The sequence below is a fragment of the Rhodobacter capsulatus genome (genome assembly GCF_052363175.1).
GTDB lineage: Bacteria > Pseudomonadota > Alphaproteobacteria > Rhodobacterales > Rhodobacteraceae > Rhodobacter > Rhodobacter capsulatus_D.
Genome location: NZ_CP198946.1, coordinates 2,344,863 through 2,371,824, shown reverse-complemented (window position 1 = coordinate 2,371,824; position 26,962 = coordinate 2,344,863). Strand labels below are relative to the sequence as shown.

Here is a 26,962-nt window from a genome sequence, read left to right as displayed (position 1 = left end):
CCCTGTCCGGAAATAAATGAACAAATGTTCAATAAGTGGAGGGGAAGATGTTCGCGGGCTCGATGCGGTTCGATCTGGGGGAAGATATCGCGGCGCTGCGCGACATGGTGCAGGCTTGGGCGCGCGACCGGCTGGCGCCGATTGCGGCCAAGGTCGATTGCGACAACCTCTTCCCGAACGAGCTTTGGCCAGAGATGGGGGCGCTCGGTCTTCTGGGCATCACCGTGCCCGAGGACTACGGCGGCTCCGGCATGGGCTATCTGGCGCATGTGGTGGCGACCGAGGAGATCGCCCGGGTCTCGGCCTCGATCTCGCTCTCTTATGGCGCGCATTCGAACCTGTGCGTCAATCAGCTGAAGCTGAACGGCTCGCCCGAGCAGAAGCGCAAATACCTGCCCGATCTGGTCTCGGGGGCGAAGATCGGTGCCCTTGCGATGAGCGAGACCGGCGCGGGCTCGGATGTCGTCGGCATGAAGCTGCGGGCGGAAAAGCGCGGTGATGCTTATGTGCTGAACGGCCACAAATACTGGATCACCAATGGCTGCGATGCCGATACGCTGGTGGTTTATGCGAAAACCGATCCGGGCGCGGGTTCGAAGGGGATCACCGCCTTCATCGTCGAAAAGGGGATGAAGGGGTTCTCGACCTCGCCGCATTTCGACAAGCTCGGCATGCGCGGCTCGAACACGGCGCAGCTTTTCTTCGACGCTTGCGAGGTGCCTGCGGAAAACGTGCTCGGCGCCGAGGGCAAGGGCGTGCGGGTGCTGATGTCGGGGCTCGATTACGAGCGGGTGGTGCTCTCGGGCATCGGCACGGGGATCATGATGGCCTGCCTTGACGAGGTTGTGCCCTATGCGCAGACGCGCGAGCAATTCGGCCAGCCGATCGGGAATTTCCAGCTGATGCAGGCGAAGATCGCCGACATGTATGTCGCCGCGAACACCGCCCGCGCCTATACCTACGAGGTGGCGAAGGCCTGCGACCGCGGCGAGGTCACCCGGCAGGATGCCGCGGCGACGGTGCTTTATGCCTCGGAACAGGCGATGGTGCAGGCGCATCAGGCGGTGCAGGCGCTCGGCGGGGCTGGGTTCCTGAATGACTCGACCGTCTCACGCCTTTTCCGCGATGCGAAGCTGATGGAGATCGGCGCGGGCACCTCGGAAATCCGCCGCATGCTGATTGGCCGCGAATTGCTGGGGGCGAAATGAAGCTCACCTCTGCCGCCCTGCCCAGTTCCGAGACCTTCCGCGCCAATCGGCAAGCGCATCTGGCGCTTTTGGATACCATGCGCGCGGCTGCCGCCCAGGCGGCCGCGGGCGGCGGGCCCGAGGCCACCAAACGCCACACCGCGCGCGGCAAGATGGCCCCGCGCGAGCGGGTGGCGGCTTTGCTCGACCCCGGTTCGCCGTTTCTGGAAATCGGCGCCACCGCCGCGCATGGGATGTATCACAACGCTGCCCCCTGTGCGGGGGTGATCGCGGGCATCGGTCGCGTGAGCGGGCAGGAGGTCATGGTGGTGGCGAACGACGCCACCGTGAAGGGCGGCACCTATTATCCGATGACGGTGAAAAAGCACCTGCGCGCGCAGGAGATCGCCGAGGACTGCGCGCTGCCCTGCGTCTATCTGGTGGATTCAGGCGGCGCCAACCTGCCCAATCAGGACGAGGTCTTCCCCGACCGCGACCATTTCGGCCGTATCTTCTACAATCAGGCGCGGATGTCGGCCAAGGGCATTCCGCAGATCGCGGTGGTGATGGGGTCGTGTACTGCGGGCGGCGCCTATGTGCCCGCGATGTCGGATGTGACGATCATCGTGAAGGATCAGGGCACGATCTTTCTGGCCGGTCCGCCTCTTGTCAAGGCAGCCACGGGCGAGGTCGTCAGCGCCGAGGATCTGGGCGGCGGCGATGTGCACACGCGCCTGTCCGGTGTGGCCGATTATCTGGCCGAGGATGATGCGCATGCCCTGGCGCTCGCCCGTCGGGCCGTGAGCCATCTGAACCGCGCCAAACCCGCGACGGTGCAATGGCAGGCGCCCGAAGACCCGGCCTATGACCCCGAAGACATCCTCGGCGTGGTCCCGGCCGATCTGCGCACGCCCTATGACATCCGCGAGGTGATCGCCCGCGTCGTCGACGGCTCGCGCTTTGACGAATTCAAGCCGCGCTTTGGCGAGACGATCGTCACCGGCTTCGCCCATGTGAAGGGCTGCCCCGTGGGCATCATCGCCAACAACGGGGTGATCTTCTCGGAGGCCGCGCAAAAGGCCGCGCATTTCGTCGAGCTCTGTTCGATGCGCAACATCCCGCTGGTTTTCCTGCAAAATGTCACCGGCTTCATGGTCGGGCGCAAATATGAAAATGAGGGCATCGCCCGGCACGGCGCGAAGATGGTGACGGCTGTCGCCACGACGAACGTGCCGAAAATCACGATGCTCGTCGGCGGCTCCTTCGGCGCCGGGAATTACGGGATGGCAGGCCGGGCCTATTCGCCCCGGTTCCTCTGGAGCTGGCCCAACTCCCGCATCTCGGTGATGGGGGGGGAACAGGCGGCGGGCGTCCTCGCCACGGTCAAGCGCGAGGGGATCGAGCGCAAGGGCGCCACCTGGTCGCCCGAGGAAGAGGCCGAGTTCAAACGCCCGACGCTCGAGATGTTCGAGCGCCAGAGCCAACCGCTCTATGCCTCGGCGCGGCTTTGGGATGACGGCATCGTCGATCCGCGCAAGACCCGCGAGGTGCTGGCGCTTTCGCTCTCCGCCAGCCTCTGCGCGCCGATCGAGCCCACCCGCTTCGGCCTCTTCCGCATGTAACTTTCGATGCCTCCGGCGGGGATATTTACTGCAAGATAAATGGGATGGCTTTTATCTTGCCACAAATATCCCGGGGGGCCCGGGGGGCAGCGCCCCCTGCCGCAGACCAAGGAGACCGCCATGTTCGCCAAGATCCTGATCGCCAACCGCGGCGAGATCGCCTGCCGGGTGATCGACACCGCCCGCCGTCTGGGTGTCGCCACGGTCGCGGTCTATTCCGACGCCGATGCCGGTGCGCGCCATGTGGCGATGGCCGATGAGGCCGTGCATATCGGCGGCCCTCGCCCGGCCGACAGCTACCTGCGCGGCGCGGCGATCATCGAGGCCGCACTGAAAACCGGGGCCGCGGCGATCCATCCGGGCTACGGGTTTCTTTCGGAAAACCCCGATTTCGTCGATGCGGTGCAGGCGGCGGGGCTGGTCTTCATCGGGCCCTCGGGCGCAGCGATCCGGGCGATGGGGCTGAAGGATGCCGCCAAGGCGCTGATGGCGCAGGCGGGCGTGCCCATCGTGCCGGGCTATCACGGCGACAATCAGGACCCGGACCACCTTGCGGGCGCTGCCGAGGCTTTGGGCTATCCGGTTCTCATCAAGGCGGTGGCGGGCGGCGGCGGCAAGGGTATGCGCCGCGTCGATCACCCGCAGGATTTCGCCGCCGCGCTCGCCTCGGCGCAAGGCGAGGCGCAGACCGCCTTCGGCAACCCCGCCGTCTTGATCGAGACATATGTCGAAAAGCCCCGCCATATCGAGGTGCAGGTCTTTGGCGACGGCACCCGCGCCGTGCATCTTTACGAACGCGACTGTTCCTTGCAACGCCGCCATCAGAAGGTGATCGAGGAAGCCCCGGCGCCCGGCATGACCGACGAGATGCGTGCCGCGATGGGGCAGGCCGCCGTCCGTGCCGCCGAGGCGATCGGGTATAGTGGTGCGGGCACGGTCGAATTCATCACCGATGCCTCCGACGGGCTGCGCCCGGATCGGTTCTGGTTCATGGAGATGAACACCCGCCTGCAGGTCGAGCACCCGGTCACCGAGGCGATCACCGGCGTCGATCTGGTCGAATGGCAGTTGCGCGTCGCCTCGGGCGAGCCCTTGCCCGCGCGGCAGGAGGATCTGCAGATCCGCGGCCATGCGTTTGAGGCGCGGCTTTACGCCGAGGATGTTCCGGCCGGGTTCCTGCCCGCGACGGGCACGCTCAAGCATCTGCGCTTTCCGCCCGGCATCCGGGTCGAAACCGGGGTCCGGCCCGGGGATGTGATCAGCCCCTGGTATGATCCGATGATCGCCAAGGTGATCAGCCACGGCCCGACCCGCGCCGCCGCGCTGACCGCGCTGGCCTGGGCGCTCGAGGCGACCGAGGTTGCGGGCACGGTGACGAACCTTGGGTTTCTGGCGCGGCTCTCCCGCCATCCGGGCTTTGTCGCGGGCGATGTCGATACCGGGCTGATCGCCCGCGATCTGCAGGCGCTCACCCATCCGCTGCCAATACCGCCCGCCGCCCGGGCGCTGGCCGTGATCGCCGCGGCGGGGCTGCACGAGGGCAGCGGCACCGGCTTTAGCCTTTGGGCGCCCTTGCGCCGCCCCGTGTCCTTCGAGGCACCCGCGCATTTGCAGGTCATCGGGCCGAACCGCCTGCGCGTCGAGATCGACGGGCAGGGGCACGACTGCGCGCTGCACCCCGATGGCTGGTGGGTCGATGGCGCCAAGACCGGGGCGAAGATCCATGTCGCGGGGGACGAGATCACCGTCTTCCTGCGCGGCGCGCATCGCTTCCAGCGTCCCGATCCGCTGGCCCGCGAAAGCCGCGCTTCCGCCTCCGGCCTCACGCTTGCGCCGATGCCGGGTCTGGTCAAAGCTGTCTTCGTCGCGCCCGGCGCGCAGGTGGCCGCGGGCGACCGGCTCGCCGTGCTCGAAGCAATGAAGATGGAGCACACGCTATGCGCCGCGCGGGCGGGCCTTGTGGCCGAGGTGCTGGCGGGCGCGGGCGATCAGGTGGAGGCCGGGGCGGCGCTGATCCGACTGGCCGAGGAGGAAGTGGCATGACGATCCTGCATCACATTCAGGGCTCGCGCTCGCATCGGGTGCTGTGGCTCTTGGAAGAACTGGGCGAACCGGCCGAAATCCGGCTCTGGTCGCTGACCGATGGCAGCTTGCGCAGCCCCGAGTTTTGCGCGCTCTCGCCCGCCGGGCGGGTGCCTGCGCTGGAAATCGACGGTCGGGTGATCTTTGAATCGGGCGCCATCGCGCAATATCTGACCGAGACCCGCGGGCGGTTGGCGCCGATGCCGGGCGACCCCGAGCGGGGCGCCTTCCTCGAATGGGTGCATTTTGCCGAAACGCAGGGCAACATCCTGCAATCGCTCAACATTCACCACATCTTCCTGCGCCCGGATTCGGCGCGCTCGGTGCCGTTGATGCGGCTCGATACGAAGCGGCTCGCAATCACCATGCGCGCGCTGGAGGCACGGCTGACCGGACGCGACTGGATTCTGGGCGCCTTCTCGGCCGCAGACTGCATGTTCGGCTTCAACATGGATGCGATGTTCCGCTTCGTTCCCCGCGAAAGCTTCCCCGCCATCGCCGATTGGGTGACGCGCGCCAAGGCGCGGCCCGCCCATATCCGCGCGGTCGAGCGCGGCGGCGACACGATCTATACCCGCGAGTTTTACGAGCTGCCCGATGGCTGAGCGCGTCGAGATCGTCGAGATGGCGCCGCGGGACGGCTTGCAGAACGAGGCCCGCTTCATCGCCACGCCAGACAAGATCGCGCTCGTCGATGCGCTCTCGGAGGCGGGTTTCACCCGGATCGAGGTGGCCTCCTTCGTCAGCCCGAAATGGGTGCCGCAGATGGCCGATGGTGCTGCGGTGCTCGCGGGCATCACCCGGCGCCCGGGCACGCGCTATGCGGCGCTGACGCCCAATCTGCGCGGGGTCGAGGCGGCGCTTGCTGCGGGCGTCGATGAGGTGGCGATTTTCGCCTCGGCTTCCGAGGGGTTTTCACGCGCCAATCTGAACTGTTCGATCGCCGAGAGCCTTGAGCGCTTCGCCCCCGTGGCGGAGGCTGCGCAGGCGGCGCTGGTGCCGGTGCGGGGCTATGTTTCGATGGTCACCGATTGCCCCTTCGACGGCGCGATTGCGCCCGACAAGGTGGCGCAGGTCGTGGCCGCGCTGCGCGATCTCGGCTGTTACGAGGTCAGCCTGGGCGACACGATCGGGCAGGGGCGGCCCGAGACCATCACGGCGATGCTGCAAGCGGTGCTGAACGAGATGCCGCCCGAGCGGCTGGCCGGGCATTTCCACGACACCGCGGGCCGGGCGCTCGACAATATCGACGCAAGTCTGGCGCTGGGCCTTCGGGTCTTTGATGCTGCGGCGGGGGGGCTGGGCGGCTGTCCCTATGCCCCGGGCGCGGCGGGGAATGTGGCGACGGAAAAGGTCGCGGCGCGGCTGATGGCGCTGGGCTATGAGACCGGGCTTGACCCGGCGGCGCTGGCCCGGGCGGCGGCCTTGGCGCGGGCGATGAAGGGGGGACGCGATGTTTGAGACGATCCGGATCGAGACCGATGCCCGCGGTGTGGCGACGCTGTGGCTTTCGCGCGCGGCCAAGCACAATGCGCTTGATGCGCAGATGATTGCCGAACTCACCCGTGCCATCGGCCAGTTGGGCGCCGATCCCGCGGTGCGGGTCGTGGTGCTGGCGGCCGAGGGGGCCAGTTTCTGCGCGGGCGGCGATCTGCGCTGGATGCAGGCCAATATCACCGCCACGCCCGAGGCGCGGGCGGCGAGTGCCCGCACCTTGGCCGCGATGCTCGCTGCGGTGAACGATTGCCCGAAGCCCGTCATCGGCCGTGTGCAGGGCAATGCCTTCGGCGGGGGCATCGGCATGATCTCGGTCTGCGATGTCGCGCTCGCCGTGCCCGAGGCGCGGTTCGGGCTGACCGAAACGAAGCTCGGCCTGACCCCCGCCACGATTTCCCCCTATGTCATCGCCCGGATGAGCCCTGCGAAAGCCCGCGCCGTCTTCATGTCGTCGCGGCTCTTTTCGGCCGAGGAGGCGGTGGGGCTGAATCTGCTCGCGCGGGTGGTTCCGGCCGCCGATCTCGATGCCGCGATCGAGGCGGAAGTGACCCCTTATCTGGCCTGCGCGCCCGGCGCTGTGGCCGAGGCGAAGGCGCTGGTGCGTGAGCTGACGCCGGGGCTCGACTCCGCCGCGCAAGAGCGCACCATTGCCGCCCTTGTCGCACGCTGGGAAAGCGCCGAGGCGCGCGAGGGTCTGGCGGCATTCTTTGACCGTCGTTCGCCTCACTGGCTTGTGAACTGACAGATTCGCAATATTATTTCGCGCATTGGGCGATTCGCCCCGGTTCTCGCCCCTGTCATGGGGCGAGACAAGTTGCCGCATTGCGGCAACGCCCTGTCCCAGCGGCGAAACGTCTCAAATCCGGTGTGCATCGGTATACAAAATGCGCGTCAAGCCCAGAATCCGGGCGTCGCGATGTTGACCGGAGGGGGGGAGAGGGCTATTCCATCCCTTGCCGCCTCCGCGCACGGGAAGGTGCAACCGGGGGCAAAAGGGGTCAAAAGATGCAAGACGCGCTCACGCATGGAATGTTGCGGGAATATCTTCCCATACTCGTCCTTCTGGCCATGGCGATCGGACTTGGGCTGGTGCTGATTGCCGCCGCCGCGATCATCGCCTATCGCAATCCCGACCCGGAAAAAGTTTCTGCCTACGAATGCGGCTTCAACGCTTTCGACGACGCGCGGATGAAGTTCGACGTGCGCTTCTACCTCGTCTCGATCCTGTTCATCATCTTCGACCTTGAAGTGGCGTTCCTGTTCCCCTGGGCGGTCGCCTTCGGCACGATGAGCATGGTCGCCTTCTGGTCGATGATGGTGTTCCTGACCGTGCTGACCGTCGGCTTTGCCTATGAATGGAAGAAGGGGGCGCTGGAATGGGCGTGATGACCGGAGCCAACACCGCCGCCGTCGACATGGACGTGGCGGCCGCGGCGCTCAACCGCGACCTGCAGGACAAGGGCTTCCTGCTGACCACCGCCGAAGACATCATCAACTGGGCGCGCAACGGCTCGCTGCACTGGATGACCTTCGGTCTGGCCTGCTGCGCGGTCGAGATGATGCACACCGCGATGCCGCGCTATGACGTCGAACGCTACGGCTTCGCGCCCCGCGCCTCGCCGCGGCAATCCGACGTGATGATCGTCGCGGGCACGCTGACCAACAAGATGGCCCCGGCGCTGCGCAAGGTCTACGACCAGATGCCCGAGCCGCGCTATGTGATCTCGATGGGCAGCTGCGCCAATGGCGGCGGCTACTATCACTACAGCTACTCCGTTGTGCGCGGCTGCGATCGGATCGTGCCGGTCGATATCTATGTGCCCGGCTGTCCGCCCTCGGCAGAGGCGCTGATGTATGGTATCCTGCAGTTGCAGCGCAAGATCCGCCGCACCGGGACCCTGGTGCGCTGAGGAGGATGAGCATGAGCGACAAGCTGCAAGCCCTTGCCGATCATCTGGCCGCGACGCGCGCCGGTAACGTGATTTCGACCGAAGTGGTGCATGGCGAGCTGACGGTGACCGTCAAGGCCGCCGCGATCGTCGGCTTCGTGCAATTCCTGCGCGACGATGCCGAGTGCCGCTTCACCACGCTGGTGGATATCACCGCCATCGACTGGCCCGAGCGCGTGGCCCGGTTCGACATGGTCTGGCACTTCCTGTCGATGTGGAAGAACCAGCGCATCCGCGTCAAGGCGGCGGTCGCCGAAGACGAGATGTGCCCCTCGATCACCGAGGTCTATCCGGCGGCGAACTGGTATGAACGCGAAGTCTTCGACATGTTCGGCATCCTGTTCTCGGGTCACCCGGATCTGCGGCGTCTGCTGACCGACTACGGCTTCCGCGGCCACCCGCTGCGCAAGGACTTCCCGACGACCGGCTACATCGAACTGCGTTACGACGAGGTGCAAAAGCGCGTCGTTTACGAGCCGGTGAAGCTGACGCAGGAATACCGGCAATTCGATTTCCTCAGCCCGTGGGAAGGCGCGCAGAGCGTGCTTCCGGGCGACGAGAAGCGCAGCTGATCCGGCATCGGAACGGCTGAGGCAAAAGGCACAAGGGGAAGAAGCATGGACGGCGACATCCGGCACAACAGCTACGACGACGGCTCGGAAGACGTGCTGATCGGCGAGCAGAGCATCCGCAACTTCAACATCAACTTCGGCCCGCAACACCCTGCGGCGCACGGGGTTTTGCGGATGGTTCTGGAGCTTGACGGGGAAATCGTCGAACGCGCCGACCCGCATATCGGGCTTTTGCACCGCGGCACCGAGAAGCTGATGGAAAGCCGGACCTACCTGCAGAACACGCCCTATTTCGATCGGCTCGACTATGTGGCGCCGATGAACCAGGAGCATGCCTGGTGCCTGGCGATCGAGAAGCTGACCGGCACCGCCGTGCCGCGTCGCGCCTCGATCATCCGGGTGCTGTTTTCGGAAATCGGCCGCATCCTGAACCACCTGCTGAACGTCACGACGCAGGCGATGGACGTCGGCGCGCTGACGCCGCCGCTCTGGGGCTTCGAGGAACGCGAAAAGCTGATGATCTTCTACGAACGGGCCTGTGGCGCGCGTCTGCACGCGAACTACTTCCGTCCGGGCGGGGTGCATCAGGATCTGCCGCCGGAGCTGATCGACGATATCGAGATCTGGGCCAAGGCCTTCCCGCAGGTTCTTGACGATATCGAGGGGCTGCTGACCGAAAACCGCATCTTCAAGCAGCGCAACGCCGATATCTGCATCATCACCGAGGAAGAAATCTCGAAATGGGGCTATTCCGGCGTGATGGTCCGCGGTTCGGGCTTTGCCTGGGACCTGCGTCGCGCGCAGCCCTATGAATGCTACGACGAATTCGACTTCAAGATCGCGGTCGGCAAGAATGGCGACTGCTATGACCGCTACCTTGTCCGCGTCGCCGAGATGCGCGAGTCGACCTCGATCATCTTGCAGGCCTGCGCCAAGCTGCGTGCGCCGGACGGGCAGGGCGATATCCTGTCGCGCGGAAAGCTGACGCCGCCGAAGCGGGCCGAGATGAAGACCTCAATGGAGGCGCTCATCCACCACTTCAAGCTTTACACCGAGGGCTTCAAGGTTCCCGCAGGCGAGGTTTACGCCGCGGTCGAGGCGCCCAAGGGCGAGTTCGGCGTCTATCTGGTCGCCGATGGCACCAACAAACCCTATCGCGCCAAGATCCGCGCGCCGGGCTATGCGCATCTGCAATCGATCGATGCCGTCGCCAAGGGACACCAACTGGCCGATGTGTCGGCCATCATCGGCACGATGGACGTCGTGTTCGGGGAGATTGACCGCTGATGCTGCGCCGTTTGCACGCCACCCAACCCGACAGCTTCGCCTTCACGCCCGCCAACCGCGCCTGGGCCGAAGCGCAGATCACCAAATACCCCGAGGGTCGTCAGGCCTCGGCGGTGATCCCGCTTCTGTTCCGCGCACAAGAGCAGGAAGGCTGGCTGACGAAGCCCGCGATCGAATATGTCGCCGACATGCTCGACATGCCCTATATCCGCGTGCTCGAAGTGGCGTCCTTCTACTTCATGTTCCAGCTGCAGCCGACCGGGTCGGTGGCGCATATCCAGGTCTGCGGCACCACGAGCTGCATGATCATGGGCTCGGAAAACCTGATCGAGGTCTGCAAGCGCAAGATCGCGCATCACCCGCATGAGCTGTCGGCCGATGGCAAGTTCAGCTGGGAAGAAGTCGAATGTCTGGGCGCCTGCGCGAATGCGCCGATGGCCCAGATCGGCAAGGATTACTACGAAGACCTGACCGAGGCGGGGCTCGCACGGCTGATCGACGATCTGGCCGCGGGCAAGGTGCTGAAGCCGGGCTCGGAAGCCGGGCGTTTCGGCGCCGAACCGGCCACGGGTCTGACTTCCTGCACCGCCACGCCGGGGGCGCGGGAAGAGCATAACGGCGCCGTCTCCCGGGCCGTTTCCGTGGGCGACGGAACCCGTCGGATCGACGGTTCCGAGGTGCGGCTTTCCGCCCCATGGCAGGTGTCGGGCCAGATGGCGGCGATCGGTCTGATGACCGCGCGGCCGCGCTCGGCGGTGCAGCAGCAGGCGGCGGCCGAAGCGGCGAAAGCGGCGGCGGCGGCGGCACCGGCCGGGGGGACGTCAGCCCCGGCTGCGGGCGGGGCAGAGGCCGCGTCGAAAGCCGCGGAATCCGCTGAAACTGCTGGCCAGAAGCCGGTTGCATTGGCCGCGGCGCGCGCGGGCAAGGCCGACGATCTGCAAAAGATCGAGGGCATCGGGCCGGTGCTCGAGGGGCTTCTGAACGGGTTGGGCATCTTCCACTTCGACCAGATTGCGGGCTGGGGCGAGGCGGAAATTGCCTGGATGGATGCCAATCTGAAGGGCTTCAAGGGCCGTGTCAGCCGCGACCGCTGGGTCGTTCAAGCGAAGATCATCGTCGACGAGGGGCTTGACCGTTTCCTCGAACGGGCGAAGACAAACAATTACTGAAGACGGAATACTGATCTGAAGACTTGAACGACAACCTTAGAGCCGGGACGGCGTGACGTCCGCCAGACCGGCACGGAAAGAGGGAAAGGAAAGGCAAAATGTCGACGAACGACACAGACTGCCAAACGAAAGCCCGCAAGCTGGGTGGTTGGCTTGGTGCCGCGATTTTCTTCGCACTTTGGCTTTTGGGTTCGGTGGGGATCTGGATGGCGGCGATCGCTGGCGTGATCTCTGCTCTGATCCTTGCGCGGCTGATCTGCTGGGCGACCTGCGGTCTGCCTGAACCGAAAGCGCCGATGACGGCTGAAGAGGGCGCCGCGCTGCGTCGCGCGGTTCCTGCTGCCGCTCCGGCGGCGGCGGTGAAGGTGGCCGAGGCTCCGAAACCGGCGCCGAAAGCTGCGGAACCGGTGAAGGCCGCGCCTGTGGCCGCTCCGGCTCCGGTTAAGGCGCCTGCTCCGGTTGCCGAAGCGCCGAAACCGGCGCCGAAGGCCGCTCCGGCGCCCGCGCCGAAAGGCAAGTCGAAGCCCCGTCGGGGCTGATCGAAGACCCCGCCCGGCGCTTGGGGAGAGGCGCTGACGCGGCACACCAATATCCCGAGCCCCGAGGGGCTCGGGATGACCCGGACCCGAAGTCCGGAGGATGCCGGGCTGCGGTCCGGCCGTGGGAGACCGTGTGTATCGCACAGCCGATGCCGCGCGGGCCGGGCACCGGCCCCCGCCGAAACCGAGGGAATGGACATGCTCAACGATCAGGATCGCATCTTCACCAACATCTACGGGATGCACGACCGCTCGCTGAAGGGCGCGATGCAACGTGGTCACTGGGATGGCACGGCGGCGATCCTCGGCAACGGCCGTGACTGGATCATCGAACAGGTCAAGGCCTCGGGGCTGCGCGGCCGCGGTGGTGCGGGCTTCCCGACCGGGCTCAAGTGGTCCTTCATGCCGAAACAGTCGGACGGTCGTCCGTCGTTTCTGGTGATCAACGCCGATGAATCCGAGCCCGGGACCTGCAAGGACCGCGAAATCATGCGCCACGATCCGCATACGCTGGTCGAAGGCGCGCTGATCGCCGGTTTCGCCATGGGCGCGCGGGCCGCATATATCTACATCCGCGGCGAATATGTCCGCGAAAAGGAGGCCCTGCAGGCCGCCATCGACGAATGTTACGAGGCCGGGCTGATCGGCAAGAACGCCTGCCGCTCGGACTACGATTTCGACGTCTATCTGCACCACGGTGCGGGCGCCTATATCTGCGGCGAGGAAACCGCGCTTCTGGAAAGCCTTGAGGGCAAGAAGGGGATGCCGCGGATGAAACCGCCGTTCCCGGCGGGCTCGGGGCTTTATGGCTGCCCGACCACGGTGAACAACGTGGAATCCATCGCCGTCGTGCCGACGATCCTGCGCCGCGGTGGCGCCTGGTTCGCGGGCATCGGCCGTCCGAACAACACCGGCGTCAAGCTTTTCGCCATGTCGGGCCATGTGAACACCCCCTGCGTCGTCGAAGAGGCGATGTCGATCAGCATGAAAGAGCTGATCGAGAAGCACGGCGGCGGCGTCCGTGGCGGCTGGAAGAACCTGAAGGCGGTGATCCCCGGTGGCGCCTCCTGCCCGGTCATCCCGGCGCATCTGTGCGAAGACGCGATCATGGATTACGACGGCATGCGCGAAAAGCAGTCGTCCTTCGGCACCGCCTGTCTGATCGTGATGGATCAGCAGACCGACATCATCAAGGCGATCGCCCGGCTGTCGAAATTCTTCAAGCACGAGAGCTGCGGCCAGTGCACGCCCTGCCGCGAGGGGACCTCGTGGATGTGGCGCGTCATGGACCGTCTGGTGAAGGGCGAGGCCGAGATCGAAGAGATCGACATGCTCTTCAGCGTGACCAAGCAAGTCGAAGGCCACACGATCTGCGCCCTTGGCGATGCCGCCGCCTGGCCGATCCAGGGGCTGATCCGTCACTACCGCGAAGAGATCGAGGACCGCATCAAGGCCCGCAAGACCGGCCGCATGGGGGCGATGGCAGCAGAATGACCACTCGCGCCGCCCTTTTCGTGATCTGCCTTGCTGCGCTGGCACAACCTGCCGCGGCCGAGACCGACGTGCTCGACGTCGATTTCGGCTTCTTCCCGCAGGGCACCAGCTGCCGTGTGTTCGACACGCGTGGCACGGTCACGGTCGAGGTCGGTCGCGAGATCGAATACCACATCAAGGGCGACACCGGCCGGGTGGCATTTCGCTGCACCCAGCCGGACGGAAAAAGCTTCGATGTCGCGGCGGGTGCGCTGCTGCCCCCCGGACCGCATCGCCGCGTCGCGATCCAGATCAACCAGGACAACCACGCCCATGTGCTCTGGGACGAGGGCGGTCTGCGCCGCGTGATCGTTCCGGGCATTCTGCGGTGGAGGTCGTGATGCGGGCGCAGGCTGGTCATGTCGGTGCGATCGGGGCGGGGGCGCTGGCCGCCTGCCTTGGTCTGCCCGGTCTGGCTGACGCGCCGGATTACAGCCTGCGTGCCTCCGGCAACATCCCCGATTTGTCGCGGCATCTGCGCATGTCCGAGGGCGTGCGCGGGGCGCGTGTCGACTATTACGGTCAGGTGATGACCGGGGGTCAGCATTGCGCAAAGAACGCCAAGGGCGTCGAGGAATGTGTCTTCTGGGACGGCTTCCTGTCGGCTTTCGAGGTCGAATACGAGGGTGTCACCGAAACCCGCGAGAGCGAATTGAAAAAGGGCGTGCTGCTGGCGATTGACGTTGTCTGCCCCTCGTCGCGGGCGATTTCGCGCGACCCGTCCGAAGTGCAGCGCCTGGCGCCGGGTGTCTATCGGCTCGATGCGGCCTGTCCGCGCGTGAACGAGAGGATGGGCTACTGATGCGGGCTCTGCTTCTCCCCCTTGCTGTGGCTGCCTGCGCCCCCGCGGCGCCGATGCCCGATGGTGGCGCCCGCGCGCCGCGTCTGGTCGAGACGAATGGCTATCTTGGCAGCGTCCTGCCCACGGGCGCGCTGGCCGTGAGCCGCAAGGCTGCGCCCTTTGGCTATGACGAGGGGGCCGAGGCGAAACGGGCGGCCAATGCGCTGTGTGGTGGCAAGGTCGCGTCGGGGGACACCGACAACTTCCGCGACGGCGCGTGGATCTTTCCGGGGGGCTGTGCATGAGCGCGAAGGACAAGACCGCGGCGCAGACCGATGTGATGGAACAGGCTGCGATGGATGCGCTGCCTGAGACCGCGCCGAAGGCGAAAAAGGCCAAGCCGAACTTCCGCTTTCAGGGCACCGATGTGGCCGCGGATATTCGCGAGAAATACAAGACCGGCGGCGATCTGGTTGATCTTTATGCTACGACCGAGGGGCGGGAGGTGCACAAGTGGCACCATTACCTGCCGATCTACGAGCGTTACTTCGAGAAGTTCCGCGGCAAACCGGTGCGGATGCTGGAAATCGGCACCTGGCGCGGTGGCTCGCTTGGGCTCTGGCGGCGCTATTTCGGCCCCGAAGCGGTGATCTTCGGCATCGACATCAACCCCGACTGTGCCAAATATGACGGCGAGGCGGGGCAGGTGCGGATCGGATCGCAGGCCGACCCGGAGTTTCTGGCCCGCGTGATCGCGGAAATGGGCGGTGTCGACATCATTCTCGATGACGGCAGCCATGTGATGAAACATGTCCGCGCCAGCCTGCGCACGCTCTTTCCGATGCTGTCCGAGGGCGGCCTCTACATGATCGAAGACATGCAATGCGCCTATTGGAAGAACTTCGGCGGCGGCCTTGAGTCCCCCGACAACATCTTCAATTTCCTGCGCAAACTGACCGACGACATGCACCGCTGGTATCACGGCGGCAAGCAGAAGGTCGGGCCGTTCGGGCATCTGGTCTCGGGCATCCATGTGCATGACGCGATCATCGTCCTGGAAAAAGACCCGGTGCACCCGCCGGTCAATTCGATCATCGGCGGCAAACCCGGCGCCCCCGACCGCGAGGACGACGCCGATGGCTGAGCCCCGCATCCCGCATTCCTACCGCCGCACCGGCGGCATCTCCGGGGCGCCCTGTGCGCCTCGCCTGAAGTTCGACATGGAGAGCCAAGCGTGAGCACCCTGCGCAAGATCATCATCGACGGTATCGAGGTCGAGGTCGATCCCAGCCTGACCCTGATCCAGGCCTGCGAACAGGCGGGCATCGAAGTGCCGCGGTTCTGCTACCACGAGCGCCTGTCGATCGCGGGCAACTGCCGGATGTGTCTGGTCGAAGTGGTCGGCGGCCCGCCGAAGCCCACCGCCAGCTGCGCCATGCAGATCAAGGACTTGCGTCCCGGCCCGAATGGCGAGCCCTCGGTGATCAAGACCAATTCGCCGATGGTGAAGAAGGCCCGTGCGGGCGTGATGGAATTCCTGCTGATCAATCACCCGCTTGATTGCCCGATCTGCGATCAGGGCGGCGAATGCGACCTGCAGGATCAGGCGATGGCCTATGGCGGCTCGGTCTCGCGCTTCCGCGAAGTCAAGCGCACCTCCGACAACCTCGAGCTTGGCCCGCTGGTGAAGACCGAGATGACCCGCTGCATCAGCTGCACCCGCTGCGTGCGCTTCACCACCGAAGTCGCGGGCATCACCCAGATGGGCCAGACCGGCCGCGGCGCCGACAGCGAAATCACCAGCTATCTGAACTGCACGCTCGACAGCAACCTGCAGGGCAACATCATCGACCTGTGCCCGGTCGGCGCGCTGACCTCGAAGCCCTATGCCTTCACCGCCCGGCCGTGGGAACTGGTGAAGACCGAAAGCATCGACGTGATGGACGCGCTTGGTTCGAACATCCGCATCGATGCCAAGGGTCGCGAAGTCAAACGCATCGTGCCGCGCAACCATGACGGCGTGAACGAGGAATGGCTGAGCGACAAGGGCCGCTTCATCTGGGACGGCCTGCGCCGTCAACGTCTTGATACGCCGTACATCCGCGAAAACGGCAAGCTGCGCAAAGCCTCGTGGGGCGAGGCGCTGGCAGCCGCCGCCACTGCGATGAAGGGCAAGAAGGTGCTGGGTCTGGTCGGCGATCTGGTCTCGACCGAAGCCGCCTTCAGCCTGAAGACCCTGATCGAGGGGCAGGGCGGCTCGGTCGAGTGCCGCACCGATGGCGCGCGTCTGCCGATCGGCAACCGTTCCGCCTATGTCGGCAACGTGGCGATTGCCGATATCGACGACGCCAAGGAAATCATCCTGATCGGCACCGATCCGCGCACCGAAGCGCCGGTGCTGAACGCCCGCATCCGCAAGGCCTGGGCGAAGGGCGCCGTGGTCAAGCTGGTCGGCCCGGCGGTCGATCTGACCTATGATTATGAACATGTCGGCACCGACCGCGCGGCGCTGGCCTCGCTGAAAGCGGGCAAGGATGCGATCGTCATCGTCGGTCAGGGCGCGATCTCGGAAGCCGATGGCGATGCGGTCATCGCCAATGCGATGGCGCTTTCGGGCCGGATGCTGATGCTGCACACCGCCGCGTCGCGCGTTGGCGCGATGGATGTGGGTGCGGTGACGAATGGCGGGTTGCTGGTCGCGCTCGAGGGCGTGCAGGTGATCTACAACATGGGCGCCGACGAGGTGGAGATCACTCCGGCCTCGGAAGGCGGGCCGTTCGTGATCTATCAGGGTTCGCATGGCGACCGGGGTGCGGCGCGGGCCGACATCATCCTGCCGGGCGCGGCCTATACCGAGGAACACGGGCTTTTCGTCAACACCGAGGGCCGTCCGCAGCTTGCCTTCCGCGCAACCTTCGCGCCGGGCGAAGCCAAGGAGAACTGGGCGATCCTGCGGGCGCTGTCGGCCGAACTCGGCGCGACGCAAGCCTGGGACAGCCTTGGTGGGTTGCGTCAGGCGATGCTGGCCGCTGTCCCGCATCTGGGCGATATCGACCATCTGGCCGACAACGGCTGGACGGTGCCCGAGCGGCGCGACATGGGCAAGGCCAGCTTCCGTCTGGCGCTGAAGGATTACTACTTCACCAACCCGATTGCCCGGGCCTCGGTCGTGATGGCCGAGTGCTCGGCGCAGGCCAAGGGGCGCAAGGCCCCGGCCGTGGCGGCGGAGTGATCCATGACCCTTTCCCCGATCCTTCCCGTGGCGCTTCTGACCGGCCTTGCCGCCGGGCTGAGCGGCTGCGCGGAAGCCGGGGGCGGGGCCGTCTCGGGCGCGACGATCACCTATGAAGGGGTCGAAACGCATCTGCTCGATGACGATCTGGTAGGATTTCAGGTGGCGCTGTCGGGCACCACCAGCAAGGCGGCGGTGACGGCTTATGCCACCTGCGCCGCCGCACAATATGCGCAGATCCGCGGCTTCGGCTTTGCCCGGCATGTGCGCACCAACGTGACACGCTCTGGCGGCAGCCTGAAGGCGGATGCGGTTTACCTCATCTCGCCGGCGCTGCCGCGGGGCCTGCGCACGATCGATGCGGAAGTGACCGTCGCCGATTGCCACGAGCGCGGTATTCCGACGGTTTGAAACGAATGATGCAGGACGGATCCGAGGGACAACATGGCTGACTTCTGGGCAACATCACTTGGACAGACACTCATCCTGCTGGCGCAGGGTCTGGGCATCATCGCTTTCGTGATGATCGGCCTTTTGCTGCTGGTCTGGGGCGATCGCAAGATCTGGGCGGCGGTGCAGATGCGCAAGGGCCCGAACGTGGTGGGCGCGTTTGGCCTGCTGCAATCGGTGGCCGATGCCGCCAAATACGTGTTCAAGGAAATCGTCGTCCCCGCGGGTGTCGACAAGCCGGTCTATTTCCTTGCGCCGATGCTCAGCCTCGTGCTGGCGCTGCTGGCCTGGGTCGTCGTGCCCTTCAACGAAGGCTGGGTTATGGCGGATATCAACGTCGCCGTCCTTTTCGTCTTCGCGGCCTCGTCGCTTGAGGTTTACGGCGTGATCATGGGCGGCTGGGCGTCGAACTCGAAATATCCGTTCCTCGGCTCGCTGCGGTCTGCGGCGCAGATGATTTCTTACGAAGTCTCGATGGGTCTGATCATCGTCGGCGTGATCATCTCGACCGGCTCGATGAACCTTTCGGCGATCGTCGAGGCGCAGCGCGGTTCGTTCGGCCTGCTGAACTGGTACTGGCTACCCCACCTGCCGATGGTGGCGCTGTTCTTCATCTCGGCGCTGGCCGAAACCAACCGTCCGCCGTTCGATCTGCCGGAAGCGGAATCCGAACTCGTCGCGGGCTTCATGGTCGAATATTCCTCGACACCTTACCTTCTGTTCATGGCGGGCGAATATATTGCCGTCTGGCTGATGTGCGCGCTGACTTCGGTGCTGTTCTTCGGCGGCTGGCTCTCGCCCATTCCCGGCGTGCCCGATGGCGTGCTCTGGATGGTGGCCAAGATGGCCGCGGTCTTCTTCGTCTTCGCGATGGTGAAGGCCATCGTGCCGCGCTACCGCTATGACCAGCTGATGCGCATCGGCTGGAAGGTCTTCCTGCCGCTCTCGCTCGCCTGGGTCGTTGTGGTGGCTTTCCTTGCAAAATTCGAAGTCCTTGGTGGCTTCTGGGCACGCTGGAGCATGGGCGCATGAACGTGAAAGATCCGAACCGCGAAACGCTCTCCCTGACGCTCGACGGGCGCGTGGTCAAGCTCGTGCCGGTGATCGTCGAGGGCTACCGGCTTGAGGTGGATGGCAAGAACGTGACCTCGTTCCTGTCGAAGACGCCGCCGATCATGCGGGCGGTGGGCGCGCTGGAAGGGCGCGGAGATTTTGGCGTGGGCGATCTGGAGATCGCCTCCGACAGCCGGAAATGGACCGTTTCCGGCCCTGTCAAGCAAGGCACCGGCACGACCGATCCGGCGGAGAAGAACTGATGGCTTTCGATTACGTTCGCGCAGCGAAATACTTCGTCCTGTGGGACTTCATCAAAGGCTTCGCGCTGGGGATGAAATACTTCGTGGCGCCCAAGCCCACGCTGAACTACCCGCATGAAAAGGGGCCGCTCTCGCCGCGCTTCCGGGGCGAACATGCGCTGCGTCGCTACCCCTCGGGCGAGGAACGCTGCATCGCCTGCAAGCTCTGCGAAGCGATCTGCCCGGCGCAGGCGATCACCATCGACGCCGAACCGCGCGACGACGGCTCGCGCCGCACGACCCGTTACGACATCGACATGACCAAGTGCATCTACTGCGGCTATTGTCAGGAAGCCTGCCCGGTCGATGCGATCGTCGAGGGGCCGAACTTCGAATACGCCACCGAGACCCGCGAAGAGCTGTTCTACACGAAAGAAAAACTGCTGGAGAACGGCGCCCGCTGGGAAGCCGAAATTGCCCGTAACATCGAGATGGATGCACCCTACAGATGAACACGGAATTTCAGAAGCTCTTCATGGCGATGATGGAACAGGGCACGGAAATGGCCCGGATGTTCAACCCGGCTCTGGAAAGCTTCAACCCCAAGGCTTTCGAGAAGATGTTTCCGACCATGCCGGCCGACATGCTGGAAATGTGGTTCGGCAAGACCTTCAACCGCGACGGGCTGGATGCGCGCACCCGGCTTCTGGTGACGCTGGCGGGTCAGGTGACCTTGGGCGCGCAGGCCGAGGCGCCGATCCGGCTGACCATCCGCCACGCGCTCGAAGCGGGCGCAACCGAGCGGGAGATCGCCGAGGTGATCTTCCAGATGAGCATGTTCGGCGGCGTGCCCGCCATGACCAAGGCGCTGGAACTTGCGCGCGAGGTCTTCGACGAGAAATCGGGGGAAAACACATGACGGTGTTCGTATTCGCCTTTTACCTTTTCGCCGTCGTGGCGGTGGTTGCGGGCCTCATGGTGGTTTTGTCCAAAAATCCGGTTCATGCGGTTTTGTGGCTGATTCTGACCTTCCTGTCGGCGGCGGGGCTCTTCGTGCTGATGGGGGCGGAATTCGTCGCGATGCTCTTGATCATCGTCTATGTCGGCGCGGTGGCGGTGCTCTTCCTCTTCGTCGTGATGATGCTTGACATCGACTTTGCGGCGCTGCGGGGCCAGCTGGTGCGCTATGCGCCGGTGGGCGGTCTGATCGCGCTCGTGATGCTGATGCAGCTCGGCACCGGGCTTGCGGTCTGGCACGCGGCCGATGGCGCGGCCGGTCTGCGCGCGGCGCCTGCGCCCGAGGGCATGACCAACACCGCCGCGCTCGGCATGATCCTTTATGACAAATACCTCTACCTCTTCCAGGGCGCGGGTCTGGTGCTTCTGGTTGCGATGATCGGGGCGATCCTGCTCACGCTGCGCCACCGCACCGACATCAAGCGGCAAAACGTGCTGGCGCAGATGCACCGCGATCCGGCCAAGGCGCTGGAGATGGTCGACGTGAAACCGGGGCAGGGGCTGTGATGACAAAGAACAAGAAAACGGGGTCGGGCCCGGAGGGGAAGCGATGACGATCGGATTGGAACATTACCTGAGTGTGGCGGCGATCCTGTTCGTCACCGGCATCTTCGGCATCTTCGTCAACCGCAAGAACGTCATCGTCATCCTGATGTCGATCGAACTGATGCTCTTGGCCGTGAACATCAACCTCGTCGCCTTCTCGACGCATCTGGGGGATCTGGTCGGACAGGTCTTCACGATGTTCGTCCTGACCGTGGCGGCGGCAGAGGCCGCGATCGGCCTTGCGATCCTGGTGGTCTTCTTCCGCAACCGCGGCACCATCGCGGTTGAAGACGTCAACGTGATGAAGGGGTAAGGCGTCATGGCCACGATCATCCTGCTTGCGCCCCTCCTCGGGGCCCTGATCGGCGGCTTCGGCTGGCGGCTGATCACGGAAAAGGGGGCGCTTGTCGTCACCACCGGCCTGTTGTTCCTGTCCTGCGCGCTGTCGTGGTACGTCTTCCTGACGCTGCCCGCGGGCACGCAACATGTCCATCTGCTCGACTGGATCCGCTCGGGCTCGCTTGATACCTCCTGGGGGATCCGGCTCGACCGTCTGACCGCGATCATGCTGATCGTCGTCACCACGGTCTCGGCGCTGGTGCACCTGTATTCCTGGGGCTACATGGCCCATGACGAGAACTGGACCCACCACGAGAACTACAAGGCGCGCTTCTTCGCCTATCTGTCGTTCTTCACCTTTGCCATGCTGATGCTCGTCACCTCGGACAACCTGGTGCAGATGTTCTTCGGCTGGGAAGGGGTGGGCGTTGCCTCCTATCTGCTGATCGGATTCTACTACAAGAAACCCTCTGCCAATGCCGCGGCGATCAAGGCCTTTGTCGTCAACCGTGTCGGTGACTTCGGCTTTGCGCTCGGCATCATGGGGCTGTTCTTCCTGACCGACAGCATCGACATGGATGTGATCTTTGCTTCGGCGCCGGAGCTGGCGAAGACCGAGCTGCACTTCCTGTCGTGGGAGTTCAATGCCGCCAACCTGCTGGCCGTGCTGCTGTTCATCGGCGCGATGGGGAAATCGGCGCAGCTCTTCCTGCACACCTGGCTGCCGGACGCGATGGAAGGCCCGACGCCGGTTTCGGCGCTGATCCACGCCGCGACGATGGTGACCGCGGGGGTCTTCCTCGTGTGCCGGATGTCGCCGCTCTTTGAATATGCGCCCGAAGCGAAGATGATGGTCGTCTATGTCGGCGCCGTCACCGCCTTCTTCGCCGCGACCGTGGGTCTGGTGCAGAACGACATCAAGCGCGTGATCGCCTATTCGACCTGTTCGCAGCTGGGTTACATGTTCGTGGCCGCGGGATCGGGCGTCTATTCGGTCGCGATGTTCCACCTGCTGACGCATGCCTTCTTCAAGGCGATGCTGTTCCTCGGCGCGGGCTCGGTGATCCATGCGATGCACCACGAACAGGACATGCGCAACTACGGTGGCCTGCGCAAGAAGATCCCCTTCACCTTCGCGATCATGCTGATCGGCACCCTCGCCATCACCGGCGTCGGCATCCCGTTCTTCTCGATCGGCGGCGTGCCGGTGGGCTTTGCGGGCTATCTGTCGAAAGACGCGATCATCGAAAGCGCCTTCGCCTCGGGCAACGGTTTCGCCTTCTATGTGCTGGTGGCGGCGGCGGGGATGACCTCGTTCTACTCCTGGCGTCTGATCTTCCTCACCTTCTACGGCGAGGCGCGCGGCGATCACCACAAGCACGACCATGCGCATGAAAGCCCGGCGGTGATGTTGGCACCGCTCGCGCTTCTGGCCGTCGGCTCGGTTCTGGCCGGGATGGTCTGGTACAATTCCTTCGTCGGTGAAAAGGTCGCGACCTTCTTCAACCTGCCGGCCGAGGACCATGCGATGGCCGAGGGACACGCGACCGAGGGTCATGGCACCGAAGCGGCTCCGACCGCCGAGGCCGCGCATGAAGCTGCGATGGCGGGCTCGATGATGGCGATGACCATGGTTGAACCCGCCGCCGAGCATGCCGTGGCGCAAGCCCCGCAAGGCGCGATCTTCATGGCGGAAACCAACCATGTCCTGCATGAATCGCACTCGGTGCCGGATTGGGTGAAACTCTCGCCCTTCGGCGCGATGGTCACCGGCTTCTTCTTCGCCTGGCTCTACTACATCGGCGACAAGCCGTTGCCGGGCCGGACCGCGCGGGCGCTGCCGGGTCTCTATCGCTTCCTGCTCAACAAGTGGTATTTCGACGAGCTTTATGACCTGCTCTTCGTGAACCCGGCCAAATCGCTTGGTCGCAAACTGTGGAAGGGCGGCGATGGCGCCGTCATCGACGGGGCGATCAACGGGCTCGCGCTTGGCTGGATCCCGTTCTTCACCCGCGTCGCGGGCCGGATCCAGTCGGGTTATCTCTTCCACTATGCGTTTGCGATGGTGCTGGGCATCGTTGCTCTGATGTTCTGGGTCGTGCGGACCGGGGGAATGAACTGATGCAAAACCTCCTCTCCATCATCACCTTCCTGCCGCTCGCGGCGGCGGCGGTGCTTTCGGTCACGAGCCGCGGGGCCAGCCCCGCTGCCGACCGGAATGCGAAATGGGTGGCGCTGACCGCGACCACGATCACCTTCCTCGTGTCGCTGCTGCTGCTGGCGGGGTTCGACCCCGCCAACCCGGGCATGCAGTTCGTCGAGGACCGTGAATGGATCATGGGCCTGCACTACAAGCTGGGCGTCGACGGCATCTCGGTTCTCTTCGTGATGCTGACGACGTTCCTGATGCCGCTGACCATCGCCAGCGCTTGGCATGTGGAAAGCCGCGTCAAGGAATACATGATCGCCTTCCTTGTGCTGGAAGCGCTGATGATCGGCGTCTTCGTGGCGCTGGATCTGGTGCTCTTCTACCTCTTCTTCGAGGCGGGGCTCATTCCGATGTTCCTGATCATCGGGATCTGGGGCGGCAAGGATCGCATCTACGCGACGTTCAAGTTCTTCCTTTATACCTTCCTCGGCTCGGTGCTGATGCTGGTCGCGATGGTCTCGATGTTCATGATGGCGGGCACCACCGACATCGTGAAACTGATGGCCTTCGACTTCCCGCATGCGGATCTGCCGTTCCTGGGCTACTGGAGCCTGACGGGCGGCGTGCAATCGCTGCTGTTCCTCGCCTTCTTCGCCTCCTTCGCGGTGAAGATGCCGATGTGGCCGGTGCACACCTGGCTGCCCGACGCGCACGTTCAGGCGCCGACGGCGGGCTCGGTCGTGCTGGCCGCGGTTCTGCTGAAGATGGGCGGCTACGGCTTCCTGCGCTTCTCGCTGCCGATGTTCCCGGTGGGGACCGAGACGATGACGACCTTCGTCTTCATCCTGTCGGCCGTCGCGATCGTCTACACCTCGCTTGTCGCTCTGGCGCAGGAAGACATGAAGAAGCTGATCGCCTATTCGTCGGTCGCCCACATGGGCTATGTGACGATGGGGATCTTTGCGGCGAACCAGCAGGGCGTTGACGGGGCGATCTTCCAGATGCTCAGCCACGGCTTCATCTCGGGGGCGCTCTTCCTTTCGGTCGGCGTGATCTATGATCGAATGCACACCCGCGAGATCGCCGCCTATGGCGGTCTGGTGAACCGGATGCCGGCTTACGCGCTGATCTTCATGTTCTTCACCATGGCGAACGTCGGCCTGCCGGGCACCTCGGGCTTCGTCGGCGAATTCCTGACGCTGATGGGCATCTTCCAGGTCAACACCTGGGTGGCGCTGTTTGCGACCTCGGGGGTGATCCTGTCGGCGGCCTATGCGCTGTGGCTTTACCGGCGCGTCGTCTTCGGCGAACTCGTCAAGGAAAGCCTGAAGACGATCTCCGACATGACGACCCGCGAAAAGGCGATCTTCGCGCCGCTCGTCGTGATGACGCTGCTGCTCGGCATCTATCCGAGCCTTGTGACCGACATGATCGGGCCGTCTGTGGCCAATCTTGTCCAGACTTACCACGCCGACCTCGGCACCGTCGCGCAAGCGACCGCGGGCAACTGAGGAGAAAGACCCATGACCAAAGCGGAACTCTCTCTCGTCCTGCCCGAAGTGCTGCTCGCCCTTTATGCGATGGGCGTGCTGCTGTTCGGCGTCTGGACCGGCAAGGACAAGGTCGCGAAGCCCATTCTCTGGGCTTCGGCGGCGACGATGCTGGCGCTCGCGCTGATCATCGGCATGGGCACCGGCAATGACACGGCCTTTGGCGGGCTTTTCATCGCCGACGGCTTTGCGCGCTTCTCGAAAGTGGTGATCCTTGTGTCGGCCTCCGCCGTTCTGGCGATGAGCTCGGACTACATGGGCCGTCGCGGGTTGCTGCGGTTCGAATATCCGATCCTGATCGTGCTGGCCGTCGTCGGCATGATGATGATGGTGTCGGCGGGCGATCTGATGTCGCTTTACGTCGGGCTCGAGCTGCAATCGCTCGCGCTTTACGTTGTCGCGGCGCTGCGTCGGGACTCGGCCATCTCGTCGGAAGCGGGGCTGAAATACTTCGTGCTCGGCTCGCTGTCGTCGGGGCTGCTGCTTTACGGCGCCTCGCTCGTCTATGGCTTTGCGGGCACCACCACCTTCTCGGGCATCATCACCGTGGTCGAGCAAGGCCACCTGCCGATCGGCCTCTTGTTCGGTCTGGTGTTCCTGCTGGCGGGGCTGGCGTTCAAGGTTTCGGCCGTGCCGTTCCACATGTGGACGCCCGACGTCTACGAAGGCTCGCCCACCCCGGTCACCGCCTTCTTTGCCACCGCGCCGAAACTGGCCGCGATGGCGCTGATCGCGCGGGTCGTGCATGACGCCTTCGGTCAGGTGCCGGGCGAATGGGGTCAGGTTCTGGCCGCGCTCGCGCTTGCCTCGATGTATCTCGGCGCCATCGCCGGGATCGGGCAGCGCGACATCAAGCGCCTGATGGCCTATTCCTCGATCTCGCACATGGGCTTTGCCCTGCTGGGCCTGAGCGCAGGCAGTGCCGAGGGCGTGCAGTCGATGCTGATCTACATGACGATCTACATCGTGATGAACGTCGGCACCTTCGCCTTCATCCTGTCGATGGAGCGCGACGGCAAGCCGGTCACCGAAATCGCGGCGCTCAACATGCTGTCGAAGACCGACCCGGTGAAGGCCTTTGCGCTGCTGGTGCTGCTGTTCTCGCTGGCCGGTGTGCCGCCGATGCTTGGCTTCTTCGCGAAATTCGCCGTCATCAAGGCGTCGATCGCGGCGGGCTTCCTCTGGGTGCCGGTGGCGGCGGTCGTGGCCTCGGTCATTGGCGCCTTCTACTACCTGCGCATCGTCTACTTCATGTACTTCGGCGACAAGTCCGAGCCGCTCGACGGCCGGATGCCGGTGCTGCAATTCGCCTTCCTCGTGCTGGCGGCTGTGGCGATGGTGGGCGGCGCGATCAACATGGTCGGCATCGAAGGCGCGGCGCAGGCTGCGGCGGCATCCCTTGTCCAGTGAGGACGACTGGCCCGAGGGTGTGGCCCGCCACGTCCTTGGGCAGACAGACTCGACCATGGCCGAAGCGGCCAGACTGGCTCCGCATCTTGCGGGGCCAGCTTGGGTTTTTGCCCATCGTCAAACCTCGGGGCGGGGCAGGCGGGGCCGCGACTGGCTGATGCCGGAGGGCAATTTCGCCGCAACGCTGGTGCTGCGCCCGGCGGTGACGCCCGCGACGGCGGCGCTGTATTCCTTTGTCGCGGCGCTCGCGCTTGATGCGGCGCTGGCCGAGGTCACTGGCCCCGGTCCCGTCACCGCGATCAAATGGCCCAATGACGTGCTTCTGAACGGCGGCAAGATCGCCGGGATCTTGCTGGAAAGCGTCGGCACCGGTGGGCAGATCAGCCATCTTGCCATCGGCATCGGCGTCAATCTGGCCGCGGCGCCGCCCGCCGCGGCGCTGGAACCGGGCGCCGTCGCCCCGGTCTCGCTCATGGGCGAAACCGGGCTGAAGATCGCCCCGCTTGATTTCCTGCCGCCGCTCGCGCGGGCCTTCGCGCATTATGCCGCAACCTTTGAACGCTATGGTTTCCCCCCCATTCGCGCGGCATGGCTTGCCCGCGCGGCCAGGATCGGGCAAAGGATCACCGCCCGCACCGGCACCGAGAGCACCACGGGCACCTTCGAGACGATCGACGACACCGGCGCGCTGATCCTTGTGACCGGCTCGGGGCGGCGGGCGATCTCGGCGGCGGACATCTTCTTCTGAGGGCAAGC

29 protein-coding genes are annotated in these 26,962 nt (G+C 64.9%); all 29 read left to right on the top strand.

Annotated elements, in window-relative coordinates:
* Positions 1–47: 47 nt before the first annotated feature.
* Complete coding sequence (locus ACTTAI_RS12520) at positions 48–1,208, top strand: acyl-CoA dehydrogenase family protein (protein ID WP_444451880.1); 1,161 nt, start codon at positions 48–50, stop codon at positions 1,206–1,208.
* Positions 1,205–2,809 (top strand): carboxyl transferase domain-containing protein, encoded by a 1,605-nt coding sequence (locus tag ACTTAI_RS12515; protein WP_444451879.1) that lies wholly within the window; start codon positions 1,205–1,207, stop codon positions 2,807–2,809. The genes ACTTAI_RS12520 and ACTTAI_RS12515 overlap by 4 nt, the downstream gene beginning before the upstream one ends.
* A gap of 120 nt (positions 2,810–2,929) precedes the next feature.
* Positions 2,930–4,852 (top strand): acetyl/propionyl/methylcrotonyl-CoA carboxylase subunit alpha, encoded by a 1,923-nt coding sequence (locus ACTTAI_RS12510; RefSeq protein ID WP_444451878.1) that lies wholly within the window; start codon positions 2,930–2,932, stop codon positions 4,850–4,852.
* Positions 4,849–5,496: a glutathione S-transferase family protein gene (locus ACTTAI_RS12505; protein WP_444451877.1), complete on the top strand. Its 648-nt coding sequence runs from the start codon at positions 4,849–4,851 to the stop codon at positions 5,494–5,496. Before ACTTAI_RS12510 ends, ACTTAI_RS12505 begins: the two co-directional genes overlap by 4 nt.
* Positions 5,489–6,352: a hydroxymethylglutaryl-CoA lyase gene (locus ACTTAI_RS12500; RefSeq protein ID WP_444451876.1), complete on the top strand. Its 864-nt coding sequence runs from the start codon at positions 5,489–5,491 to the stop codon at positions 6,350–6,352. The genes ACTTAI_RS12505 and ACTTAI_RS12500 overlap by 8 nt, the downstream gene beginning before the upstream one ends.
* On the top strand, positions 6,345–7,130 hold the full coding sequence (locus ACTTAI_RS12495) for a crotonase/enoyl-CoA hydratase family protein (RefSeq protein WP_444451875.1): 786 nt from the start codon (positions 6,345–6,347) through the stop codon (positions 7,128–7,130). Before ACTTAI_RS12500 ends, ACTTAI_RS12495 begins: the two co-directional genes overlap by 8 nt.
* 263 nt (positions 7,131–7,393) lie before the next feature.
* A complete protein-coding gene (locus ACTTAI_RS12490; protein WP_444451874.1) occupies positions 7,394–7,774 on the top strand; it encodes an NADH-quinone oxidoreductase subunit A in 381 nt (126 codons plus the stop codon).
* On the top strand, positions 7,765–8,298 hold the full coding sequence (locus tag ACTTAI_RS12485) for a NuoB/complex I 20 kDa subunit family protein (protein ID WP_110803837.1): 534 nt from the start codon (positions 7,765–7,767) through the stop codon (positions 8,296–8,298). Before ACTTAI_RS12490 ends, ACTTAI_RS12485 begins: the two co-directional genes overlap by 10 nt.
* A gap of 11 nt (positions 8,299–8,309) precedes the next feature.
* On the top strand, positions 8,310–8,909 hold the full coding sequence (locus ACTTAI_RS12480; RefSeq protein WP_444451873.1) for an NADH-quinone oxidoreductase subunit C: 600 nt from the start codon (positions 8,310–8,312) through the stop codon (positions 8,907–8,909).
* Positions 8,910–8,954: 45 nt separating this feature from the next.
* Positions 8,955–10,196, top strand: coding sequence for an NADH-quinone oxidoreductase subunit D (locus ACTTAI_RS12475; protein WP_444451872.1), 1,242 nt, complete (start codon positions 8,955–8,957; stop codon positions 10,194–10,196).
* On the top strand, positions 10,196–11,365 hold the full coding sequence (locus ACTTAI_RS12470; RefSeq protein WP_444451871.1) for an NADH-quinone oxidoreductase subunit E: 1,170 nt from the start codon (positions 10,196–10,198) through the stop codon (positions 11,363–11,365). The genes ACTTAI_RS12475 and ACTTAI_RS12470 overlap by 1 nt, the downstream gene beginning before the upstream one ends.
* Before the next feature lie 98 nt (positions 11,366–11,463).
* Positions 11,464–11,904: a hypothetical protein gene (locus ACTTAI_RS12465; protein WP_444451870.1), complete on the top strand. Its 441-nt coding sequence runs from the start codon at positions 11,464–11,466 to the stop codon at positions 11,902–11,904.
* Positions 11,905–12,102: 198 nt separating this feature from the next.
* Positions 12,103–13,398, top strand: coding sequence for an NADH-quinone oxidoreductase subunit NuoF (gene nuoF / locus ACTTAI_RS12460; protein ID WP_444455757.1), 1,296 nt, complete (start codon positions 12,103–12,105; stop codon positions 13,396–13,398).
* Positions 13,395–13,778, top strand: a complete 384-nt coding sequence (locus tag ACTTAI_RS12455; protein ID WP_444451869.1) for a hypothetical protein — start codon at positions 13,395–13,397, stop codon at positions 13,776–13,778. Before nuoF ends, ACTTAI_RS12455 begins: the two co-directional genes overlap by 4 nt.
* Positions 13,778–14,239, top strand: coding sequence for a hypothetical protein (locus ACTTAI_RS12450; RefSeq protein ID WP_444451868.1), 462 nt, complete (start codon positions 13,778–13,780; stop codon positions 14,237–14,239). The genes ACTTAI_RS12455 and ACTTAI_RS12450 overlap by 1 nt, the downstream gene beginning before the upstream one ends.
* A complete protein-coding gene (locus ACTTAI_RS12445; RefSeq protein WP_444451867.1) occupies positions 14,239–14,523 on the top strand; it encodes a hypothetical protein in 285 nt (94 codons plus the stop codon). The genes ACTTAI_RS12450 and ACTTAI_RS12445 overlap by 1 nt, the downstream gene beginning before the upstream one ends.
* Positions 14,520–15,362 carry a class I SAM-dependent methyltransferase gene (locus ACTTAI_RS12440; RefSeq protein WP_444451866.1) on the top strand — a complete coding sequence of 281 codons (843 nt, stop codon included), beginning with the start codon at positions 14,520–14,522 and terminating at the stop codon, positions 15,360–15,362. The genes ACTTAI_RS12445 and ACTTAI_RS12440 overlap by 4 nt, the downstream gene beginning before the upstream one ends.
* Before the next feature lie 90 nt (positions 15,363–15,452).
* A complete protein-coding gene (gene nuoG / locus ACTTAI_RS12435) occupies positions 15,453–17,450 on the top strand; it encodes an NADH-quinone oxidoreductase subunit NuoG (protein ID WP_444451865.1) in 1,998 nt (665 codons plus the stop codon).
* 3 nt (positions 17,451–17,453) lie between these two features.
* The gene (locus ACTTAI_RS12430) at positions 17,454–17,861 is read left to right on the top strand and encodes a hypothetical protein (protein WP_444451864.1); all 408 of its coding nucleotides are present in this window, start codon (positions 17,454–17,456) and stop codon (positions 17,859–17,861) included.
* A gap of 33 nt (positions 17,862–17,894) precedes the next feature.
* Positions 17,895–18,932: an NADH-quinone oxidoreductase subunit NuoH gene (gene nuoH, locus ACTTAI_RS12425; protein WP_444451863.1), complete on the top strand. Its 1,038-nt coding sequence runs from the start codon at positions 17,895–17,897 to the stop codon at positions 18,930–18,932.
* A complete protein-coding gene (locus ACTTAI_RS12420) occupies positions 18,929–19,216 on the top strand; it encodes a hypothetical protein (protein ID WP_444451862.1) in 288 nt (95 codons plus the stop codon). Before nuoH ends, ACTTAI_RS12420 begins: the two co-directional genes overlap by 4 nt.
* The gene (nuoI, locus tag ACTTAI_RS12415; protein WP_013067255.1) at positions 19,216–19,707 is read left to right on the top strand and encodes an NADH-quinone oxidoreductase subunit NuoI; all 492 of its coding nucleotides are present in this window, start codon (positions 19,216–19,218) and stop codon (positions 19,705–19,707) included. Before ACTTAI_RS12420 ends, nuoI begins: the two co-directional genes overlap by 1 nt.
* Positions 19,704–20,114, top strand: a complete 411-nt coding sequence (locus ACTTAI_RS12410) for a carboxymuconolactone decarboxylase family protein (protein ID WP_444451861.1) — start codon at positions 19,704–19,706, stop codon at positions 20,112–20,114. The genes nuoI and ACTTAI_RS12410 overlap by 4 nt, the downstream gene beginning before the upstream one ends.
* Positions 20,111–20,719 carry an NADH-quinone oxidoreductase subunit J gene (locus tag ACTTAI_RS12405; RefSeq protein ID WP_110803848.1) on the top strand — a complete coding sequence of 203 codons (609 nt, stop codon included), beginning with the start codon at positions 20,111–20,113 and terminating at the stop codon, positions 20,717–20,719. The genes ACTTAI_RS12410 and ACTTAI_RS12405 overlap by 4 nt, the downstream gene beginning before the upstream one ends.
* A gap of 43 nt (positions 20,720–20,762) precedes the next feature.
* Entirely contained in the window at positions 20,763–21,071 is a 309-nt protein-coding gene (gene nuoK / locus ACTTAI_RS12400) for an NADH-quinone oxidoreductase subunit NuoK (protein WP_110803849.1), read from the top strand.
* A 6-nt stretch (positions 21,072–21,077) separates the two neighbouring features.
* Entirely contained in the window at positions 21,078–23,219 is a 2,142-nt protein-coding gene (gene nuoL, locus ACTTAI_RS12395) for an NADH-quinone oxidoreductase subunit L (RefSeq protein WP_444451860.1), read from the top strand.
* Positions 23,219–24,757 carry an NADH-quinone oxidoreductase subunit M gene (locus tag ACTTAI_RS12390; protein ID WP_444451859.1) on the top strand — a complete coding sequence of 513 codons (1,539 nt, stop codon included), beginning with the start codon at positions 23,219–23,221 and terminating at the stop codon, positions 24,755–24,757. The genes nuoL and ACTTAI_RS12390 overlap by 1 nt, the downstream gene beginning before the upstream one ends.
* Positions 24,758–24,769: 12 nt before the next feature.
* Positions 24,770–26,206, top strand: coding sequence for an NADH-quinone oxidoreductase subunit NuoN (gene nuoN / locus ACTTAI_RS12385; protein ID WP_444451858.1), 1,437 nt, complete (start codon positions 24,770–24,772; stop codon positions 26,204–26,206).
* A complete protein-coding gene (locus ACTTAI_RS12380; protein WP_444451857.1) occupies positions 26,196–26,954 on the top strand; it encodes a biotin--[acetyl-CoA-carboxylase] ligase in 759 nt (252 codons plus the stop codon). Before nuoN ends, ACTTAI_RS12380 begins: the two co-directional genes overlap by 11 nt.
* Positions 26,955–26,962: the final 8 nt, after the last annotated feature.

What these genes read in the sequence shown, in the direction of transcription:
- ACTTAI_RS12520 (WP_444451880.1), top strand. Translation starts at nt 48, where the DNA reads ATGTTCGCGGGCTCGATGCGGTTCGATCTGGGGGAAGATATCGCGGCG.
- ACTTAI_RS12515 (WP_444451879.1), top strand. Translation starts at nt 1,205, where the DNA reads ATGAAGCTCACCTCTGCCGCCCTGCCCAGTTCCGAGACCTTCCGCGCC.
- ACTTAI_RS12510 (WP_444451878.1), top strand. Translation starts at nt 2,930, where the DNA reads ATGTTCGCCAAGATCCTGATCGCCAACCGCGGCGAGATCGCCTGCCGG.
- ACTTAI_RS12505 (WP_444451877.1), top strand. Translation starts at nt 4,849, where the DNA reads ATGACGATCCTGCATCACATTCAGGGCTCGCGCTCGCATCGGGTGCTG.
- ACTTAI_RS12500 (WP_444451876.1), top strand. Translation starts at nt 5,489, where the DNA reads ATGGCTGAGCGCGTCGAGATCGTCGAGATGGCGCCGCGGGACGGCTTG.
- ACTTAI_RS12495 (WP_444451875.1), top strand. Translation starts at nt 6,345, where the DNA reads ATGTTTGAGACGATCCGGATCGAGACCGATGCCCGCGGTGTGGCGACG.
- ACTTAI_RS12490 (WP_444451874.1), top strand. Translation starts at nt 7,394, where the DNA reads ATGCAAGACGCGCTCACGCATGGAATGTTGCGGGAATATCTTCCCATA.
- ACTTAI_RS12485 (WP_110803837.1), top strand. Translation starts at nt 7,765, where the DNA reads ATGGGCGTGATGACCGGAGCCAACACCGCCGCCGTCGACATGGACGTG.
- ACTTAI_RS12480 (WP_444451873.1), top strand. Translation starts at nt 8,310, where the DNA reads ATGAGCGACAAGCTGCAAGCCCTTGCCGATCATCTGGCCGCGACGCGC.
- ACTTAI_RS12475 (WP_444451872.1), top strand. Translation starts at nt 8,955, where the DNA reads ATGGACGGCGACATCCGGCACAACAGCTACGACGACGGCTCGGAAGAC.
- ACTTAI_RS12470 (WP_444451871.1), top strand. Translation starts at nt 10,196, where the DNA reads ATGCTGCGCCGTTTGCACGCCACCCAACCCGACAGCTTCGCCTTCACG.
- ACTTAI_RS12465 (WP_444451870.1), top strand. Translation starts at nt 11,464, where the DNA reads ATGTCGACGAACGACACAGACTGCCAAACGAAAGCCCGCAAGCTGGGT.
- nuoF (WP_444455757.1), top strand. Translation starts at nt 12,103, where the DNA reads ATGCTCAACGATCAGGATCGCATCTTCACCAACATCTACGGGATGCAC.
- ACTTAI_RS12455 (WP_444451869.1), top strand. Translation starts at nt 13,395, where the DNA reads ATGACCACTCGCGCCGCCCTTTTCGTGATCTGCCTTGCTGCGCTGGCA.
- ACTTAI_RS12450 (WP_444451868.1), top strand. Translation starts at nt 13,778, where the DNA reads ATGCGGGCGCAGGCTGGTCATGTCGGTGCGATCGGGGCGGGGGCGCTG.
- ACTTAI_RS12445 (WP_444451867.1), top strand. Translation starts at nt 14,239, where the DNA reads ATGCGGGCTCTGCTTCTCCCCCTTGCTGTGGCTGCCTGCGCCCCCGCG.
- ACTTAI_RS12440 (WP_444451866.1), top strand. Translation starts at nt 14,520, where the DNA reads ATGAGCGCGAAGGACAAGACCGCGGCGCAGACCGATGTGATGGAACAG.
- ACTTAI_RS12430 (WP_444451864.1), top strand. Translation starts at nt 17,454, where the DNA reads ATGACCCTTTCCCCGATCCTTCCCGTGGCGCTTCTGACCGGCCTTGCC.
- nuoH (WP_444451863.1), top strand. Translation starts at nt 17,895, where the DNA reads ATGGCTGACTTCTGGGCAACATCACTTGGACAGACACTCATCCTGCTG.
- ACTTAI_RS12420 (WP_444451862.1), top strand. Translation starts at nt 18,929, where the DNA reads ATGAACGTGAAAGATCCGAACCGCGAAACGCTCTCCCTGACGCTCGAC.
- nuoI (WP_013067255.1), top strand. Translation starts at nt 19,216, where the DNA reads ATGGCTTTCGATTACGTTCGCGCAGCGAAATACTTCGTCCTGTGGGAC.
- ACTTAI_RS12410 (WP_444451861.1), top strand. Translation starts at nt 19,704, where the DNA reads ATGAACACGGAATTTCAGAAGCTCTTCATGGCGATGATGGAACAGGGC.
- ACTTAI_RS12405 (WP_110803848.1), top strand. Translation starts at nt 20,111, where the DNA reads ATGACGGTGTTCGTATTCGCCTTTTACCTTTTCGCCGTCGTGGCGGTG.
- nuoK (WP_110803849.1), top strand. Translation starts at nt 20,763, where the DNA reads ATGACGATCGGATTGGAACATTACCTGAGTGTGGCGGCGATCCTGTTC.
- nuoL (WP_444451860.1), top strand. Translation starts at nt 21,078, where the DNA reads ATGGCCACGATCATCCTGCTTGCGCCCCTCCTCGGGGCCCTGATCGGC.
- ACTTAI_RS12390 (WP_444451859.1), top strand. Translation starts at nt 23,219, where the DNA reads ATGCAAAACCTCCTCTCCATCATCACCTTCCTGCCGCTCGCGGCGGCG.
- nuoN (WP_444451858.1), top strand. Translation starts at nt 24,770, where the DNA reads ATGACCAAAGCGGAACTCTCTCTCGTCCTGCCCGAAGTGCTGCTCGCC.